Source organism: Natranaeroarchaeum sulfidigenes, from assembly GCF_017094485.1.
Lineage (GTDB): Archaea > Halobacteriota > Halobacteria > Halobacteriales > Natronoarchaeaceae > Natranaeroarchaeum > Natranaeroarchaeum sulfidigenes.
Window position 1 is genome coordinate 1,484,054 of sequence record NZ_CP064786.1, and the last position, 18,206, is coordinate 1,502,259.

Here is an 18,206-nt window from a genome sequence, read left to right on the forward strand (position 1 = left end):
TCGCCGTAAACGGCGAGGCTTCCCGTACCGCAGGTGGGATATTTGCCGGTCTACGACACGACTTGCTCTCTCGTGCGAAACATCCCGCTCTCGCGGTCGAACAAGTATGTCGATGGCTGTGCCACACAGCCGTTACTCCTATCCTCTCCATGAGGACTCGGAGTTATCTTCTGGCGCATATTCTCCGCCCCATTGCAATCTGCGTTCCCGACCAACTCGCACGACGAGCAGACGTACAACCCACGTTCGACACGGTTCGACTTCGTGTCGTCACCACACCGTGAACAGGTCTTCGAGGTGTTCCACTCGTTCTCTTTCAGCACCTCAACGCCACGGATCTCGCCTTTGTATTCGAGGTACTGGTAGATACGGTCAAACGCCCACGAGTGCAACTTCTTGTTGCCGGTCTTCCCCCAATCAGACTCTCGCACGTCTTCAGGCCAACTCACCGCGAGTGTACCCACACCGCGTTCGACACACTCGGTGATGATGGTGTCCGTCAACGTGTGGTAGAAGTGCGTCTCGCGGTCTGCGAGTTTTCTACGTGCCCACATCGACCTCTCCGAGGGGCCGTTTTCACCCTCAGTATCGTACTCAGCACGTTTGAAATAGTGCTTGTCTTCTTTTAGCGAGTTACCGGGGTAGAGTACGTATTCGTCTGGGAATGCGACTGTGGCGATGTTTTTGATACCGAGGTCGGTACCTGCCACGCCTTCGCCTGCTGAGTCGTTCGTTTCGAGGCTGACGTTGCAGACGAAGTGTAGTTCCCATTCGTCGCCGTTCCAGACGGCCCGAACGTTCTGCACGCTGTTGACTTTTGAGAGGTCAACGTCGGGTCGTGTCTGGTACTCGCAGAGCAGGAAGTCTGACCAATACTCCTTGAGGTTCTTCCCCTTGCTGAGTCGGACGCGGTTGTTCTCGGGATCGTGTTTGAAGCCGTCTTCTTTGAACGTGACCGTGCTACGGGGGCGTTCGTCGCCGTGTTTGCGGTAGCCGGGCGGATTCGCCTCCTCATCCTTGTGTCGCAGGTCGAACCATGACTGGAAAGCGTCGGAAAGTTCTTCGATGACTTTCTGACTGGATTGTGCGTTCAGGTCTTTCCAGCATGACTGGTTCTTCATGTACGATTTCAGCACACCCTCGTCTGGGATTTCACCGGTCTCATTCCAGATGCGGTCGGCTGTCCATCGTGCGACATTCCAGATTTTGGAGGCGGAGTCTCCGAGCGAGTCGAGGCCATCGCAGACTTGTCTGTGGTTCTGGATGGAACCAACATAGGTGCGAGTGACCTCAATCGCCATACATAGCCTATGTAGACAGACTTACTTAATGGTGTGGATTAGCGTTGAATATCCGGCCTGCCATCGGCGGTGGTCTGTGTAGGAGTTGTCGGATTCACTCCCGCCCTGAAGGGCGGGATTCTCTCCTTGCAGGAAGATAGATCGGCGCGTCGAGCCAGTCTCGCCCGGTAACGATCGCCTCGAACGCGATTTCTGCGTCCTCGGAACTGAGTGCGTCAGGTTTGACGAGCGCTCGGAGCACGATCGGTGACACTGCCACCTCCGGCGTCTACCAGTCCCTGTAGTTCGGCGAGTGCGGTTGGGACCGTACCCCGATTGATCATAACACGCGCGCACACTTCCACCCGCCGCCAGACCCACCAACCCCTGGAGAAGACGCACACTATCCCGACGAATGATGTGACGTACTCGCCACTGTACACACCCATCTCGACGAACGGATCAAGGCCTTCTGGAGCGAGTAGTGAATTGGAGCAGGGGCATGGTGTGCGGTTCTACGGTCGGAAGCGATCATCGCCCGTCAAACGGAACGTAGGACGGCCGACGAAGACACACCGACGTGAGCAGTTCAGGGGGACTCACAGTACGACCATATCGCGGGAAGATCTCTGTGATTCTGATCTCTCTTATTGGCACCAACGCGGCAAGTTGCGGTCTATTCGCCAACTGGTAGGATGCCCGCAGAAGATACAGAGAATTTGTGAAGCACGAAAAGCGTAGATAGTGTTCGTCGGATAGCTTCAGTTAGATTCTTTTTCAGTCTCAGATAGGCGGCGTTTTAGCATGTATCCTAGGCTACCGATACCCGCGAGCGCGCTACCAACCCCGAAGCCGGGACTGCCATCGTCAGTAGCTTCACTTTCGTCATCAGAATCGCGGTCGCTCTCGCCATCATCCTCACTGTCTGTCTCACCGGAGTCAGTCTCGTCACCACCCTCACTGTCTGTCTCACCGGAGTCAGTCTCGCCACCACCCTCACTGTCTGTCTCATCAGAGTCAGCGTCCTCAGTGGTCTCGTCATCGGCATCAACAACGACTTCGATGGTCTCCTCATGCTGTGTCCCTTGATCAGTTGTCACCGTCAGAGTCACCGAAAGCTCGCCTGCCTCGGTGTACGTGTGGGTGGTTGTCTCCCCAGTGCCATCCTCACCATCACCGAAGTCCCACTGGTATGAGAGAATCTCGGCATCGCCCGGAACAGTACTCTCACTTGCATCAACGTTTATTTCGCTGCCACTAACTGGATCAGTTGGTGAAACATCGATTCGAAGAGTGGTTCCGACATCCTCGCCGAACATGCTCACGTCGTCGTCATCGAGGCTTCGCTGATGGAACTCCTTGATGTCATCAACTGCCGGGCGAGGTGTGTGGCCTGCATCAGAATAGACGCGAAACTGCGCTGATACGCCGGCTTCCTCATAAGCGTGTTGAGCCGTTGGGAACCGTTCGGCGATCATATGGTCGCCGTACACGTCTAATGCCAACTGCTCCAACGAGTCATCTGTCCAGGCGTCACCGTACCCAATCGTGTCGTTATCGTCTTCACTGCCCATGTAGAGGAACTGGTTCATCTCATCGAGTGCTTCACGATCGACTGCCGAACCAGTCAGGGCTTCGACATCCGCAGTTCCGACGTGGTACGGAAGTTCCCGACCCTCGAATTCATCGAGTGGGAGTAACGGCATGCCGTTCAACCCACCAGCTGTAACCGAAATCACTTCGTCAGGGTGCAAGACTGCAAATCGGTCGACGAAGTTACCAGAGGCTGAAAAACCATTCAGCAGGATACCGTCTGTCCGAACGGGATAGCCTTCGCTTTCAAGAAAGTCATGTGCCCACTCAACCATATTCAACAATTGGAGGTCAACACGTTCGAGTGGACCATCGTCAATACTCATCGACGTATCATCAAGGGCGTGGATGTAGTGAGTCCAATCAACCGGCTCCTCTCGCGGTCGGGGGAACACCGGAATAACAAGTGGCGCACCCAACCCGTCCGCGATATCTCGGGTTTGACTACTTTCAACTAACTGGTTACCCGCATCGAGATGTACTTCCATATCATCCGTTGACTGCCCGGAGTTGACCGGTTCGACCAGCACTGGTTTAGGGTCGTCGTCGCCAGTACTGACGCTCGTTGGCGCATAAATAAAGAACGGGTACTCGAAGCCGGCCGCTGGGTCAGCCTCAATCAGCGTCGGCTCAATCCCCTCGGGTTCTTCAAGATCCTCAGGAACGTCTACAATCGCTGTATCACGAGCAAAGCCGGATCCGCCCCCCTCTGGGTAGAGACTCACAGAAACTTCCGATTCCTCGATGATTGGCGGGGCAACAGATACCTCGTAGTCATTGTACGTACCTGCTTCGATGGTAGACCAAGAGAGGGCTTCGTCAGTCCGCTGATTTATAATGCCGAGAGTAGCGTCTTCTTCAGCTTCGACTTCAGCGATGACGAGTGTCTGCCCGTCAGAGGAAGTTTGGTCCTCAAACGTAATCGACCCACTCGGTTCAGCCATAACAGAACCAGAGATAGCGCCGACTGTGCTACTGGTAGCGATACCCATACCGATAGAAGTTGTAAAAAACGTCCGTCTGTCCATTGCGAATTTCCTCTGCCTACCTGTCTCATTAGAAACAGAAAAAGTCTTGCATTATTGCTAGCTGAAAAGTTCAATAAAAGCTATAATCATAGATAGCAGCGGGCAACTCTGTGCTCTGACTGAACTGTCTCCCCACGAATCGGAGTAACTGATATTTTGAGAGAGTCTGCATCTACTCAAACTACCGACTGAACCTGTATCTCACTACGTATTTTAACAGCGCCTCAAAGCTGTGTTCGGGCAACTCTTCCCATCTGATTGTACGATTCTTTTCTGGGAAATAGTCAGAATAGAACCTAGTAAAGCGTTATTTATAAATACAGTGATGCTGGACTCAGTAGTCCGCACAATGTCCGTGACCGCTACCCCAGCGATTCAGTACGAGTGGTCGATTGACGCCGTCGACGCCAATCACGGAGCGCGCTACTCCGGTGGGTCTAGCAAAAAAATGCTGACCAAACTGTTCGCACTCTGGCTCAAAAACCGAGGTGATCTGTCTGACTGGGACCAAGCACCACGATTCGGGAAGATCGTCCACACATACAGCACGCTTTCCCTGCCGATCATCGCCGTCTGGCTCGGTATCACCGAACAAGCGATTTACGAGGAGCCTGCACCCGGGACCCCGCCATTCGAATTCCACGGGCCGAACGGCGACTTACTCGAACTCGATCGGGAACTCACTGAGACCCAGTAGAACGCAACACGACCGCGAACGACTTATCAGAACTCCAGAGGACGCATTCATACAACCTCCCTTCTTGGCGACTGTTATCGATATATTCACCCGCGTGTTCGGACGAGGAAGGACCCGTGCAGGCGCGAAATTGACGAGTGTTTAGCGGCTGACGCCGACAACGATTCGGAGTGTCCCTCATGTTATTCACCGGGGCGACATCTCACACGTGTTCTCGAAAGATGGGTATATAAAGGGGATTGAGGGTCGTGTGAATGTCTCGGGGGAAGTGCTGTGGATACACTACAATCCTCGATCAGAAGAACAAAAAGTGGAGCAACAACGGTAAAACTCAGCGATTTGGTGAAATAGAGATTCAGCACTGTCATTCGCTCCCACCACAATTTTAATAATACATTGACAGCTCATTAGACACATGTCCCGACGCGAAATTCCGAGTAATAATCCAAATCTGGACTCTATAGAAGTCCAAGAACTTAGAAAGCAGCTAAACAAACTCATAAAATCGCTTGGAAAGAACCGGGATAATTTCAAAAGTGAGCCAGTACATGGTCGGATTTATCCTGCCGATTCAATTGATTACACTGAGCAAAGTGGGCTTACACAGACGGGAAGTTCTCCTAGTTACTGGGGTGGTCTTTGGTCTCTCACCTGCTGTAAGCATGATATGCGCCAAGAACACTTTTTCGACTATTTTGAGGAACGAGAAGCTGGTGTGCTTCGACCTACTGAACCTTTGTTTATATTTACGTGTGCAGGGAAAATGGGATCTGATAGACCTAAATGGGCAGATACTAAAAGAAGATGGTTATCCAGTGTTGCGCTCGTAACACACGCATTTAGAGGAATGGATGATTATGGCGAATTTTTACTGGACCGCAGGGAAGAGATATGGCGCCCTCGTATTTCGACCCAGTCGGGTGAAAAAAGTAATAAATGGGCCATCGAACACGGAGATTGTCATGCTATTATCGGTGATAATGAGGTAGAAGAAGTTGGATCACCATTCCCAGATCACGACCACGTTTCAACCTCGGGTACCTCGTCCTGCGGATGTAGCGAAACGATTGATCCTGACCACGATCATACGTATCACGACGACAATGACCCATCAAGTTTGAAATTTGTATCGACGCCTGGTTACTGGATTAGCTGGTCAGAACCAGAATTCTACTGGACCGTTGGTAACAGCCCAGATATATATGGCGGTGGTCAGGATAAACTAGCCTACAGCCGTGGTAAGAACTTAGAAACAACTACCGTACTCTCTCAATTAAAGGGTGTGGTGTGATGTCAGTTCTTCTCGTTGGTGTAGGTGCTGATGGTGACCATGTTATGCCAGAATTGCAATTAGACCAGCAGGGTCGTTTTGAATACATTCCAATTCCAGACACAGAAGAGGATACAGCATCGCTCACTTACGGTGATTGGGAGCTGGACTATCAAGACGGGACTGCGACAAATAGAGTTAAGAAAATCTGTCCATATGGTGATGGAAATTGGATCACGGACCAAGAGACCATCGCCGAATATCCTGTACACCATGATCCGAATTTCGAGGCGTTGACTTTTGCTGATAAGAAAAGTGATGGTGGAAAAGGATCACAAATCAAAAGTAAGTTAAAATCTGGCGATGTTTTGGGATTTTATACAGGTATAAAGCGTGGTCCTGATGATTCTGACCTTCAGCGCTACCTCTATGGGTACATGACTGTGAATGATATTCATGATCTGTCTGATTTGAATAATGGTGGATATCATGATAGGCTTCGAGAATTCCCCGAGAACGCGCACACCAAGCGCCTTATTGGGGCCGGAGAACCGAAGCACGAGGATATTGTGATCGTAGATGGTTGTGAACCGGCCGAGAAGTTAACCTACCCTATCAGGATGAGCGAACGAATTGACGAACCACCATGGTACAAAATAACAGATGAGTTTGCAAGTAGATTCGCGGTTCAAAACGGTCTCAAAGGAATTTGTAGAAAGTTCCCGGTGGAGTTGCAATTAGCCCAGAGTGAGTTTATAGAGAGAGTGGACTATATTCGGCAGCAAGGATGACCACCGAGACACTTTTCCGATCAACATGAGTAAAAATTGCAGAACCTAATAAAAGGAAGTTCGCTCAAGCAATAGAAGATGCAATTGACACGAACACTCACCTTTCAGCCAGTCCTCGGCTACATATTCAATTTACGTTAACGATATAGAAGATTATATTATAAATGATTTAGCGATTTTAGCATTTGATGCGCTCGTGTGTAGCACATTACTGATGTATAGCCTTCTTGCGGTTCTGGTTTGGAGTACGTGGGAGTAATCGGCTCGTTGAGGAGTTAGACCGCCATTCGCTGTTCCCGCTCTCCTGAGGTGAGCTGTATCAACAGTCTCCTACGGATGAGCGATACGAATTAACGAGGAACACGACTCGTTTTGCAATACGAGCAAGATATAATAAGATTGAGTCAGATTGACAATCTATAATGAGTGAGTTTATAAGTCAAGAACAACTTTCTCAGGAAGTTCGTTCGCTTGATATACCGTTGAAATCTGGTGGTACGGTCGTGTATGCTGTGACAGGGCCTTGTATTCTGAGCAAAGTCCATCGAGAATTTCAGACATCGACAGAATATACTCCAGAACAATATGATGCTCTTGTTTATGAAAGTGAGTATGATGCTACGACGATCACGTTCAAAAATGGTACTGTAGTAACTGTCGACGCCGTAGATACTGAACGCGCAGAACAAGCAGTAACTGAAATGGTTAGTGTTGTCGACACGATCTGTGATCGGCCGTTCTCTCAACCAACGATTCGGATGGATGACAATATTCCTGTTCCAGAAGACCGACTTTCAGAACCGTCTGAATCAAACGATGAACAGACGCCAACGGAAACATCGATAGACGGTCAGGAGAGAGCGTCCGGCACAGAGTTAGAAATTGACGCAAAGGTGAGTGACTGGGACCTTACCACTATTGAACAGTTACCTGCAACTGTTGGACGCGAACAGGTGGAGAGCTTGTTTGATGAGTGGGGCGAATTTGACGAACGAGAATATCTCAAAGAGTTGGCTGCAAAACCGGATATTGCTGATGGAGTCGCGGACCCTGTAGACACAAATGCCACATTCGAAATTGTAGTGAAACGTGACATGATGGTTCAGAAGGTCGATAATCAAGTCTCTGAAAGAAAGATTCCCGCATCGGAATACGCGGAACGAGAGGAGACAGATATTCCGATTTCAGAACATACGCACCCACCCATCGATACCGAAACGGTGGTTGAGGTAGTCCGCCGAGGTGACTTACCAATCGAGTGTTCAAACTGCGATGGAGAGGGGAAGAATACGTGTGACAATTGTACGGGCGGGTCGTTTGAATGCCCGAATTGCTCTGGCTCGGGAGATTTGACCTGTGATGTCTGCGATGGAAACTCAACTGTCCCTTGCCCAAGCTGCAACGGTAGCAAAAAGAAATCCTGCCCGGATTGCAGCAATGGGAAAACAAACTGTGAGTCTTGTAACGGGTCTGGAATGGAACGATGTAGCGATTGCCGTGGTTCAGGAAACCCACCAGAACATTCGGAGTTAGATGTCTGCCCGAACTGTAACGGTCACGGTGAAGTTTCGTGTCACGCGTGCAATGGAGTGAAACAGTACCGTTGTACCACTTGTAATGGAACGAACGAAGTTTCATGCAACAGGTGTGGACAACGAGGAAGGGTGAGTTGCACGAACTGCGGAAAAGACGGACTTATTCAGTGTAGAGCCTGTGATGGCGATGGATCACAGGAATGCAAGAAATGTTCTGGAAAAGGCTATCGAGAGTGCTACAGATGTAATGCAGAAGGATCTGTTGTTCAGACCGAAGTGGGCGAAATAACGTATGAGTCGGTCGAGCGAACCGAGATAGATTCATTTTCAGCGGCAAAGCAGCTTAACGAGGTAGCCGATGAGATTGATACTCAACCAATAAGTACTGAGACAACAACAATAACTCCAAACCAAGGCACTGAACGACAGCGCATTAATTACTCTGTATTTCCCGTCGCGTCGATCGGCTATTCAATGAACAAAGCCGGTTCATATCCATATAATATTTTAATAGCTGGTGTTGCGCCTCAATTGTTTACTCCCACTGATCAGCCGATGTCAACGAAAGCTAAGATTCAACGAATAGGAAAATATGCACTCATTGTAAGTGTGATCGCTGTGTTGGCGTTGATCTTCTGGCAGTACACGCCGGCGTTTGTATAGTCGATTCAATAGGGCTGAAGAGATTCAAAGAATGCATATTTTTACAGGAGAGTATCACGATCTATAACTGATCACCAAATTCCAAACGATGATATCTCACCAGACGCCATCCAACCTGGCGCTGACCTCAGTGACGCCGACCTCCGATATGCCGACCTGAGTAAAGCAGAGGTCCGTCAAGTCGACCTCAGTAACGCAATCCTGGTTAATACCAACCTCCGTCACGCCGACCTCCGTCACGCCGAAATCGGAGGGGTGGATGCCCGAGGGGCGGATTTGAGCTACGCAAATTTAGGCGAGTCCACCATAGATGGAGAGACCGAAGACTTTCGCGGGTTACAGTACCTCAAACAGCGAGGAGCAAAGATCCGTACCAATAAAGAATAGCAACGATTGCCAGCCATTTTGTCCTAGCGAGAGACTCCCGTCGTTCACCGCAAGGAGGATGTCACAACGATAACTCTTCATCTACCGCCTGCAACGCCTTGATCGCATCCTGTAAATGCTGGTGCGACTCGGTACTGACATCTTCAGAACGGTGATCGTCCCCAGCGACGGACTGGGTCGCAGTCGTTGCTTCGCTCGCCCCCATCGGTTCCGTCGGCCCGCGATCATCACGGTCTCGATTGTCGACGTCACCAAGTCGTTGCTGGTGGTCTGACTCGCTTTCACTTGCGTTTGATTCATGCTTTGTCACCGTTCCTTTAGATGGCCGCCCAGATTGGTTACTAACCACATCTAGCGGGAAATCGAACGCCTGTGCTCGCTTGACCTTATTGAATGTCGTCCGTCGTGTAATCCCAAAGACTTCCTGCACGTGCTGTCGCTTACAGCCTCGTTCCAACGCATCCCGGACCTGTTCATCTTCAACGCGTTGCAGCAACAACTGCGTGTTATCAGGGATGTGTCCGCGAGCTGAATGCTCAATCTGCTCGGGGAAGCCCCATTCCCCTGTCTCGATATTCTTATCGACGAGCTGTTCGTCGCGGTCCTCACTGGTCTTATCGAGCCCCATTAATTTCCACAGTCGTTGCCGCACTGTAGACACTGACGCGTCCACCCGTAGCCCTGCCGCAATGTCTCCAGTCCGCGCTGGCCCGTGTGCTGCGAGATACCGGAGGATCTCAATATCTTTCGACAGCAGATTCTGGCTTTCACTCTCTGTCAACGTCACTGGTGCCTCATCCGGTGTTGAACGTTGATGCAGCCAGCGATGGCATGGGACACAGTACAGCGACAAATTCTCCAGTGCATGCTCGTCCATTCTGTCGGGGTCCCGGTCAATGTGATGTACTTGTAGCCTCGCTACTCCGTCATTCCCAGGTCCGCGCCGCCCACAGGACTGACATCGGTGATTATGTTCTTCTAATACCTCTTTTCGTGTCTCCGGATCCACCGTCTCGTAAGCATCGTGAGGCTTAGCCATCGCCGAAGCTTCAGTGTCGCTTTCTCCCTCGCCCGCAGTTGTATTCGAAGTCGATTCGTCGTCGTCAGATTGTGAATTAGTTGCTTGCATAGTCGTTCTCGAACCGCGTTAACACTCAGCACTCGATCGCTTTCGTAAACCCCTGGAGTATCGCTTCAGTCCGCTTGACCGCCCGTTACGCTCACATCGCTCCGCTTCGACCGCACCCGGCCACCGTCCCGATCACCCGTACTCCTGCGTCGTTGCAGTCAACGATTTTACATTGAACTCAGATTTCGAGCAGTACTGTTCGGCGAGCCCACCGAGTGCTCGCGTCCGCAGCACATCCGCGACGTTGTGCAACACGAGCGGGGTGAACTCCCCAGCCTCGAACGCTGCGACAGCTTCACTGCTTTCCTCGAACGGATCCAACGCGCCATCCGCGCCACCACATAGCATATCATACACGCCGACAAGATCACGGCACTCCTCCTCACCAACTGTCGTGTTGAATCGCTTCGAGATGACCGGAAGCAAATCCGCGTACGGAACGTCACCAAACGGCCAGGTTACGTCGTAGTGCGTGAGCCGCGTCCGTAGGAACGGCAGATCAAACCCTGATCGCCACGTCTCACCATTAAACGCCACGAGCAACACGTCATCATCAGCCAACCGGTCACGCGAAAATTCCCCGACGGCCTCTAATAACGCTCGCTCAGACGCGTGCGTCGACAGGCGCACATGACACTCGACCTGCTCCTGAACCGCGGCCTCAACACCATCGACAGTGCGACCATCAGTGCGGAGGAACACGCGAACCCCCAACGGGAGCGCAAAACCCGCAACCGTCAACTCATCATCCGCGTCGAACCCGGTCGTCTCGATATCAAACGCCACTTGCTCTAACACCATCACGAATCACCCCCACCAATCTCGCCACGCTCGGGCACACGATCCTCACGTGCCGGCCGAACCCGGAGCTCACCGAAGCCGTATTTTGCGTGCGTCCCAACACGCGTCACGCCATTCTTCGCCGTCGCCAGCACGTCATCACCGGCATACCCGACCACTTGCCCGTGATCGACCGTCGCCACGCGGTATCTCTCGTCACCGTCGACGAGCCGTGTTTCTCGCCGGCGCAACCCATCAGCACACCACCCAGCCGTCGCCCCTGATTCGGACTCGTCGGGTGGCGACCTCGTTGCCCACCACCACGGCACCGACTGGGAATCCGCATCGGGACACTCACTCGACAGGACGTACGGGGAAACAAGCTCAAGCACATACGCGTCCGCCTCGGTATCCATGAGCCGGCCGTAATCGAGCGCATCGAGATCGATGACCTGCGAGTCAGCCAGCGACAGCTCGCCGAACCCGTAGTTGCGTGCACCGCCAACCCGGAGCCCGTCAAGCACGTCCGCCGCGAGTGGCAAGACATCGTCCCTGGCGCGATCCGTATGGAGATAGCAGTGCAGAAACCACTGCAGTGACCGCTTCGAATTTCGCTGCTCCGGCGGTTTCCCGAAGTAACACGCCGGCGCGAACGCCAGCCGGTTACCGTGACGCTCGATGTCGAGCGTGTTGTGCGCATCACGCGGGCGTGACTCCAGTAGCCACCGGTGAGCTGCATCTCGAAACACGAACAGATCATCGTACGTTTCGACCGCGGGCAGCGACTGGCCGAGTTTGCCAGCATACCCTGACTGCGAATGCACACCCGGATACTCCCCGTACTCACCCGGGACGAACACGCCGTGACTTACGTTCACTGCCCGTCGGGTCCGCCCGTCAACGCGTCGTGCAACTGCGTTGTACAGCGCGTTGCCCGTCACGAAATACGGGTGGCCAAGATACGATCCGTCCAGTTCGAATAACAGCTGTTGGATACGCGTCATTCAGCTACCCCTCTGTTTCCACTCCACGTTCTGCACAGCCCCGGCCCACCACGTCGAAAGCCGCCACGGCTATCCCACCACTGGCACCCACCACACCACATGTCGCGTGTTTCTCGCCCAGGGACACGCCCGATTACCAGTGGTCGCTGCACCCCCAGAGTATCGAGCCAAACACGACGACACAGCGATCCCCCGCACGCACTCCCCACCACGTAGCGATCGGCTGCCCAGGGCCGCCGGGACGCCACCACACATCCCGACGATCGCCCTCGGCCACTACTCATCGGTTTCCTCTGACTGGCGCTCGCAATGGCACGCCCACCACAACCTGCCACACGAGCAGCCACCGCCTGGCATCGCCGGTGCCCCACCACGACCACCGACGATACCTCACGGCGTCCCACGACCCGACCACGACAGCCACCCAACCCCCAGCCCACCCCCAGCCCGCCGGCATCACCTCCCACCCCCAGCGCCACCGCCACGACCCCCACCGCCTGGGTTGAAGCGGCCACCGTACGCTTCGATATACTGCAGCGCTACGGACCACGACCGGATCCGACGCAGTTGCGCATCCAGGATTCGCCAGCGTCGCTCGCCATCCACATCGAACGGGTGCTCCGGGAGGCGATTCCACACGTCGGCAAAGCACTGTGTCGGGGTGTTGCCAAGCCGCGCCGCCGGCCGGTCCCCAGGCTCGCTCGTAATGCACAGCTGCAGATCGGGTGTTGACAGCACTGTCCGGTGTGGCGTCACCGACTCGGTTGGCTCCTCGACCGCCAGGAACAGCTCCTGGAAGTCGGCGCCTGCCCGGTAGGTATCGAGCAGTGCTGCGGTCAGCAGCGTATGGTATTTCAGCGACGTATACGGGTAATACGGCGATTCGTTGAACAGCGCCGCCACAGCCGACGACAGCCACGCGTCGTGCATCGCCACCGGATCCTCTTGCCGGACTAACTCTCGCATGGCCGCCCCACGACCATCCGCGTCCAGCGACCCCGTCAACACCACGTCGCCAGTTAGCAGCGACACCCGCCACGGCGCCGCGTACGCAGCCAGTGTCTGTTCGGGGTCCTCATCCGGGCGGCTCAGCAGCGCGGCAGCTCGATCCGCCCCCAGCGGCACCGGTTCGTTCACTCGCACGCCCGCGAACTGCTCACGAGCCGCCGTATGCGACCGGCCACGCAGTTTGTGGACATCGTGGCGATACACCGCCAGCATCGGCGGCACATCCGTCTCAGTCTTGCTTGCGGCCGACGCACGACCAGTCCCCGTCGAGTCAGTCATCCGTCCCTCCATCAGTGTCCGACGGCTCCGATTCGTCGGCCGCCTTCTCCCGGCTCCCGACCGGCATGATCTCCGAGACCGGTGGGGCTAATTCATCTAATTCATTCAATTCATCCGATTCATCCAATTCATCTAATTCATCTTGCTCTGTCGATGGGTCGGCCCCTTCGTCTTGCTCGTCGTCCGCGGCGGCCGTTTCATTCGATCCGTTCCCGACCGGCATGATCGTGTCCACAGGCTCGGCGAGCTCGTCGAACTCTTCATCAGCGTCGGTCGTGTCGTCATCGTTGGCCCCGGAGTGCCCGTCAGTCACGCCGACTCACCCCCGGTACGTGTAGCAGGCATCGGCAGGTCACCATCACGAGCAGCCGTTCGCGCTTGCAGCGCGCGGACGAACTCGTCACGGCACTGCTCGCGCCAGACCTCGTCTTTGGTGTCCATCCCGCTCGTCGCGGCCTGCGCACGATTGTAGACACGACGGAGTTCCGCGTCCGTGTACAGCGGGTTTACGATCTCGGTATCAACGACGCCAGCGCCGAAGTTGCGCGCGCCACCAAGTTGCATGTCGAATTCATCGCTGTGAGCATCCAGATAGTCGATCGCCTCGACGAGCAGGCCGACATATTCAGGTTTCACCTCCCGCAGCGTCAGTCGCCAGGTGCCGACGAGATTCCCCACCACATCACGCGTTGCCTGCCGCAGCGGCTGGCCGTCGTCTTCGGCATTGCGCGAGCGCACCTGGGTGTTCAGTTGTCTATAGTGGGCTTCCGCTTCGCCCTTCGTCACGTCCACTTGGCGTCGAATCGGCGAAAAGCGGACCGGGTGGCGGATCACCCTGCCAGCGCGGTCGTTGAACCCGCCGAACAGGTCATGAATGACACAGCCCGCATCGTCGTCTTCGACACAGCTGCCTTTCTCGTGATAGCCCGCATCGAGATCGCGTTCGTACACGTCTTTGAGCATGTAGTCCGCGCTTGCGTTGCCCGGATGGCATGCCGTCGCGCCCGCTTCCTGGAGGACTCGTTCACAGCCATGGCGCAGCCAGCCCGAAAGGGTGAACGGCGAGATCTGGCCCGCGATCTGATTCTGTGGGTCGTCCGCCTCGTAGCGGTCGGCTGAGGCGTGATGTCGGTCCGTGACGATCCCGTCGCCCGGCGCCAGCAGGTCGATATCGAGCCCGACGTAGATGTCCGGGAGCGACATTTCATCGATGTCTCGTGGGATGTCGACATCGATATCGAGGTGCGACGTGTCGAACGTCTGCGTGTCCTCTGCCATTGTTACTGCGCACCTCCCGGGCCATCAAGTGGGTGTGGCCCGGTTGTGTCGTCGCTTCCCGCCTTCCCTGATCGATCGGTCGCGCATTCGTTCGTGGTGTCAGCTCGCACCACCGCTCGTTGCCATGGTTTTCGGTTCGGTGTGCAGTCTGCGGCAACGTATCTGTCGCTCTGTGCGATCGCTCTCCGGAACCACGCGACCCCTGGCAGTGGGTAGACTGTCGTCGCCGCTGCCGGACTCACAGCGCGCGGTCGTGGCGCCAGCAGTACTGGCCACGAGGATTGGGTTGCCTGGTCACTGCACGTGCCGATCCGGCCGTCAAGCACGATCTCGCGCACGCCGAGTGTGAAGTATTCTGAGGGTTCGTGTCGACACTCACTGCATTTTACGTGCCCGATCTCGAAGGCCGGTTGGTCGGCCGGCCGGAAGGCGAACGCAACGCACACGTCGCCTTCCCGGAGTTTCGCGCCGCAGACTTCGCAAGCCGCGGCCCCTTCCCCGAGCGAAATCTTCTTTAATTGATATATATCTTCAATGATCTTCCTATCCGTGCTTTCTTGTCGGTCTGTGACTGAGTGTTCCATTGGGCTTACCTCGGATTGTCAGGAAGCCCCACCCGCGTGCTCCACCACGCGGGGATCCTTTACACTGGATCTCCCGTTGGGTCGGGTCTCCCTATCCAATGCATTAGGCTGCATTGGTAAATACCTTACCATTGCATTAGGATGCATTGGACAAAAGAGATTAAATCCCTTCTACAGGTAGGTGCAATGGACAGAGTAATGCCCAAAGACCGAGATCAGCAGACAGGGAAATACACTGAGCGATATACTCCGGAGAACTTTCTGTCTGCTCTCAAAGCGTTAGGAGGCTCAGCGGGTACCCAAGAAGTTGCTGATGAAGTTGGTTGCGCCTATAGGACTGCTCACGCTAAACTTACTGAATTGGAGGAATGTAAGGATCTCACCTCTCAAAAGGTTGGGAACGCAAAGTTGTGGGAATTAAATTCTTCTGGAGAAGAATAGTTTTGATGCTTCTTTGAACTCTCAATGGTATGAGAGATTATAAAAATCGCGGTGCTCATATATGGTACATTATTTATGGAGAGCCTTCTTGCGATTCTGAACTGGAGTATGGGAACATAAAGTCCGCCATTAGGCAGTCAGATTGCGCTTCCTGTTCTAATCGCCCGAGGAGACTGTATCAACAATCTCCTACTAGAGAGTGTTCGATATAATCCTCGCCGGAGCTGAAATGCACTAAGATACTGTGTCGCCTTGCCTCTTGAGACACATCAATATGGTGGCATCTACTGTCGCAAGTTTGCGCTCGCCGCCTTTCTTCCCAGCGACTGCTCAGCAGTATCAACAATCTCCTGGGGATGGGTGTTAGCTAATTATACTCTCTCCGTCATTGGGCCAGTATAGATAACGAAGGGTCTATCTGGTACGCTATAGTATTCGGCAGTGATTCAATGGCGTCGTTTCGGGTAAAGACAGTTGGCGATGATGGTTACGGGCGTCTCGGCGAATTAGATGTCACGCATGGACCCGTAGAAACGCCAGTGCTGTTCCCTGTGGTCAATATGATTGGGGGTACGACGGAGAAGTCCGGCGGCGTCTGGCGTCGTATGCGTGAGAAACTCATCGATAAGGATCATCTTCAGGGAATCATGTTTCAGGCGATGAGTTTCACTGACTATGGGGTATCCCCAAACAATCTGAATGATTTTTGGAGAGAAGAGACGTTTCACGAGCGGTTTGACGACTTGAACGCACCCGTCTTCATCGACTCAGGTGGTTTCAAGCTGATGAATTCAGACACTTTCGGTGAGGCACCTGAGAAAGGCGGCGTGCCGAATGAGTGGGGGCTTTACACGGATCCAAAGAGTATCTTGGGGCTCCAACTAGACTTTGGTGCCGATATCGTTGCGACGCTCGATTATCCGATCCCACCGAATCTCAAAGAGTCGGAAAAAATCGAACGTATGAACCGGAGTATCGATAGTGCCGTCGAGTGCCTCCGGATCATTGACAATCCCGACCTTCTCGAGGAAAACTTCGAGATAAACAGTCGTGCGGCGGAAAGGCTTCGAGAGCGGAAAGCAGCTGGCGACGAACCGAGCGTCTATATCGCACTGCACGGTCACGACTACGAGACGATTAACTGGTATGTTGGTAATTTTCTCGACCGTGTTGACGAGGTGGACATCGACAGCTCGTTTGAGGGATTCGCTATCGGCTCTCTTGTACCCCTGCGAGATAGTATAGACGTCCTAGTCGACATCGTTCAGGGAGCAAAGGACGCGATTCCGGAAGCGCGTGCAGATGAAATTGGACTTCACGTTTTCGGTGTCGGTGGGAAGCAAGTGGGACTACTGTCTCTTCTCGGTGTTGACTCGTTCGACTGTTCGACACACATGCAAACCGCGCGATATAAGAAGTATCTCCACCCAGAGACGTGGGCAAATCACACTCTCGACGATCTTCAAAACCACCTCAAGCCGGATGGTAGCTATCCCTGCGATCTTACGAACTGCCTCCTTTGCGGCTCGGATGGTGTCGATTATGAAACACTGGTAGAGGAGCTGAACACGGATCTGACCTACGACGAACGGCAAGAGCGGAAGGCCAACGGAGAGTTCATAAAGAGCGACTACTACGCGCTTTTAGCTCGGCATAATTTCGAGGTATACAATGAAGAACTCGGGCGCGTCCGCGACGCGATTCGTGAGGGTCGACTCCTCAACTACGTCATCGGATTTGCTAGGGAACACAATGACATCAAACGCGGACTCAAAGAAGCTCAACTCCGCGACAAAGAACTTCGGAAAGATGTTCAGTCCCGGGAGGCATACGACCTGCTTCCAGGTTCGACTCTGACGAGCGATCAATCAAAGCTCTCTCAGTGGGGTGCAGGAGTCGACGAAGCAACCGAAACCCGTCGAATCTCGCTCAAACATAGCCCGACTGATTTCGACATCCTATCTCGTTCATATGACCCACCAGCCAACAAAGAGGTACTCCTTCTTATCCCATGTAGTCAGCAAAAGCCCTATTCGAAATCTCGAACGCATTCGGTCCTATTCGACAAGCTGGGTCACCAAGCGGACAGGATTCACAAGGTAACTGTCTCTGGTATGTACGGGCCGGTACCAGAGGAATACGAACGTGAACAGCCAGTACTGGAGTATGACTATGTTCTTGCGAAAGAGGATACACAACAGATTGAACTCGTCACTGACCGTGTTGAACAATATCTTGAGAAGTACGGTGACCAATTTGACGAAATTATCGGATACGTCACCAGTAAAACCTACCGGCAAGTAATCTCGGATGCCTTCGATACCTACGGCCGTGGTGTTGTCCTCCCTCGTGATCCGGAAGCACTCCAGCTAACGGAATTCTTCAGGAACAACAATATTCAAGAATTGCTTGGGATGTTGAACGGTCAAATGGAAAGTGAGATGGACGAAGTATGATAG

The 18,206-nt window shown here is 53.7% G+C and carries 16 protein-coding genes; 6 read left to right on the top strand and 10 right to left on the bottom strand.

From position 1 onward, the window contains the following. Window positions 1-50: 50 nt before the first annotated feature. The 3 genes from AArcS_RS07865 to AArcS_RS07875 all read right to left on the bottom strand — a co-directional run bounded on the left by AArcS_RS07865 (window position 51) and on the right by AArcS_RS07875 (window position 3,817). On the bottom strand, window positions 51-1,301 hold the full coding sequence (locus AArcS_RS07865; protein WP_238479933.1) for an RNA-guided endonuclease InsQ/TnpB family protein: 1,251 nt from the start codon (window positions 1,299-1,301) through the stop codon (window positions 51-53). Between the two features lie 94 nt (window positions 1,302-1,395). Continuing rightward, window positions 1,396-1,554, bottom strand: coding sequence for a hypothetical protein (locus AArcS_RS07870; RefSeq protein WP_238479934.1), 159 nt, complete (start codon window positions 1,552-1,554; stop codon window positions 1,396-1,398). A 487-nt stretch (window positions 1,555-2,041) separates the two neighbouring features. Continuing rightward, window positions 2,042-3,817, bottom strand: coding sequence for a PKD domain-containing protein (locus AArcS_RS07875; RefSeq protein WP_238479935.1), 1,776 nt, complete (start codon window positions 3,815-3,817; stop codon window positions 2,042-2,044). Between the two features lie 439 nt (window positions 3,818-4,256). Here AArcS_RS07875 and AArcS_RS07880 point away from each other — a divergent pair, with 439 nt between their 5' ends. The 5 genes from AArcS_RS07880 to AArcS_RS15935 all read left to right on the top strand — a co-directional run bounded on the left by AArcS_RS07880 (window position 4,257) and on the right by AArcS_RS15935 (window position 9,244). Continuing rightward, on the top strand, window positions 4,257-4,598 hold the full coding sequence (locus tag AArcS_RS07880; RefSeq protein WP_238479936.1) for a hypothetical protein: 342 nt from the start codon (window positions 4,257-4,259) through the stop codon (window positions 4,596-4,598). A gap of 415 nt (window positions 4,599-5,013) precedes the next feature. Continuing rightward, window positions 5,014-5,889, top strand: a complete 876-nt coding sequence (locus AArcS_RS07885; RefSeq protein WP_238479937.1) for a hypothetical protein — start codon at window positions 5,014-5,016, stop codon at window positions 5,887-5,889. Continuing rightward, a complete protein-coding gene (locus AArcS_RS07890; protein WP_238479938.1) occupies window positions 5,889-6,659 on the top strand; it encodes an Nmad3 family putative nucleotide modification protein in 771 nt (256 codons plus the stop codon). The genes AArcS_RS07885 and AArcS_RS07890 overlap by 1 nt, the downstream gene beginning before the upstream one ends. Before the next feature lie 422 nt (window positions 6,660-7,081). Beyond that, window positions 7,082-8,857, top strand: a complete 1,776-nt coding sequence (locus AArcS_RS07895; protein ID WP_238479939.1) for a hypothetical protein — start codon at window positions 7,082-7,084, stop codon at window positions 8,855-8,857. Window positions 8,858-8,965: 108 nt separating this feature from the next. After that, window positions 8,966-9,244: a pentapeptide repeat-containing protein gene (locus AArcS_RS15935; RefSeq protein ID WP_375139653.1), complete on the top strand. Its 279-nt coding sequence runs from the start codon at window positions 8,966-8,968 to the stop codon at window positions 9,242-9,244. 61 nt (window positions 9,245-9,305) lie between these two features. Here the strand turns inward: AArcS_RS15935 and AArcS_RS07900 are convergent, their stop codons facing one another. The 7 genes from AArcS_RS07900 to AArcS_RS16050 form a co-directional block, all read right to left on the bottom strand. Then, window positions 9,306-10,373, bottom strand: a complete 1,068-nt coding sequence (locus tag AArcS_RS07900) for an HNH endonuclease (RefSeq protein WP_310736990.1) — start codon at window positions 10,371-10,373, stop codon at window positions 9,306-9,308. A gap of 132 nt (window positions 10,374-10,505) precedes the next feature. Next, window positions 10,506-11,174, bottom strand: a complete 669-nt coding sequence (locus AArcS_RS07905; protein WP_238479940.1) for a 3'-5' exonuclease family protein — start codon at window positions 11,172-11,174, stop codon at window positions 10,506-10,508. Continuing rightward, on the bottom strand, window positions 11,174-12,157 hold the full coding sequence (locus AArcS_RS07910) for a hypothetical protein (protein ID WP_238479941.1): 984 nt from the start codon (window positions 12,155-12,157) through the stop codon (window positions 11,174-11,176). The genes AArcS_RS07905 and AArcS_RS07910 overlap by 1 nt, the downstream gene beginning before the upstream one ends. 456 nt (window positions 12,158-12,613) lie before the next feature. After that, window positions 12,614-13,456 (bottom strand): DUF8168 family protein, encoded by an 843-nt coding sequence (locus AArcS_RS07915; RefSeq protein ID WP_238479942.1) that lies wholly within the window; start codon window positions 13,454-13,456, stop codon window positions 12,614-12,616. Continuing rightward, complete coding sequence (locus AArcS_RS07920) at window positions 13,437-13,757, bottom strand: hypothetical protein (RefSeq protein ID WP_238479943.1); 321 nt, start codon at window positions 13,755-13,757, stop codon at window positions 13,437-13,439. Before AArcS_RS07920 ends, AArcS_RS07915 begins: the two co-directional genes overlap by 20 nt. Further along, window positions 13,754-14,722 (bottom strand): hypothetical protein, encoded by a 969-nt coding sequence (locus AArcS_RS07925; RefSeq protein WP_238479944.1) that lies wholly within the window; start codon window positions 14,720-14,722, stop codon window positions 13,754-13,756. Before AArcS_RS07925 ends, AArcS_RS07920 begins: the two co-directional genes overlap by 4 nt. 2 nt (window positions 14,723-14,724) lie before the next feature. After that, window positions 14,725-15,306 carry a DUF8112 family protein gene (locus AArcS_RS16050; RefSeq protein WP_510627376.1) on the bottom strand — a complete coding sequence of 194 codons (582 nt, stop codon included), beginning with the start codon at window positions 15,304-15,306 and terminating at the stop codon, window positions 14,725-14,727. Window positions 15,307-16,196: 890 nt separating this feature from the next. Here AArcS_RS16050 and AArcS_RS07935 point away from each other — a divergent pair. Beyond that, a complete protein-coding gene (locus tag AArcS_RS07935; RefSeq protein WP_238479946.1) occupies window positions 16,197-18,203 on the top strand; it encodes a DUF5591 domain-containing protein in 2,007 nt (668 codons plus the stop codon). The last annotated feature ends 3 nt before the right edge of the window (window positions 18,204-18,206 follow it).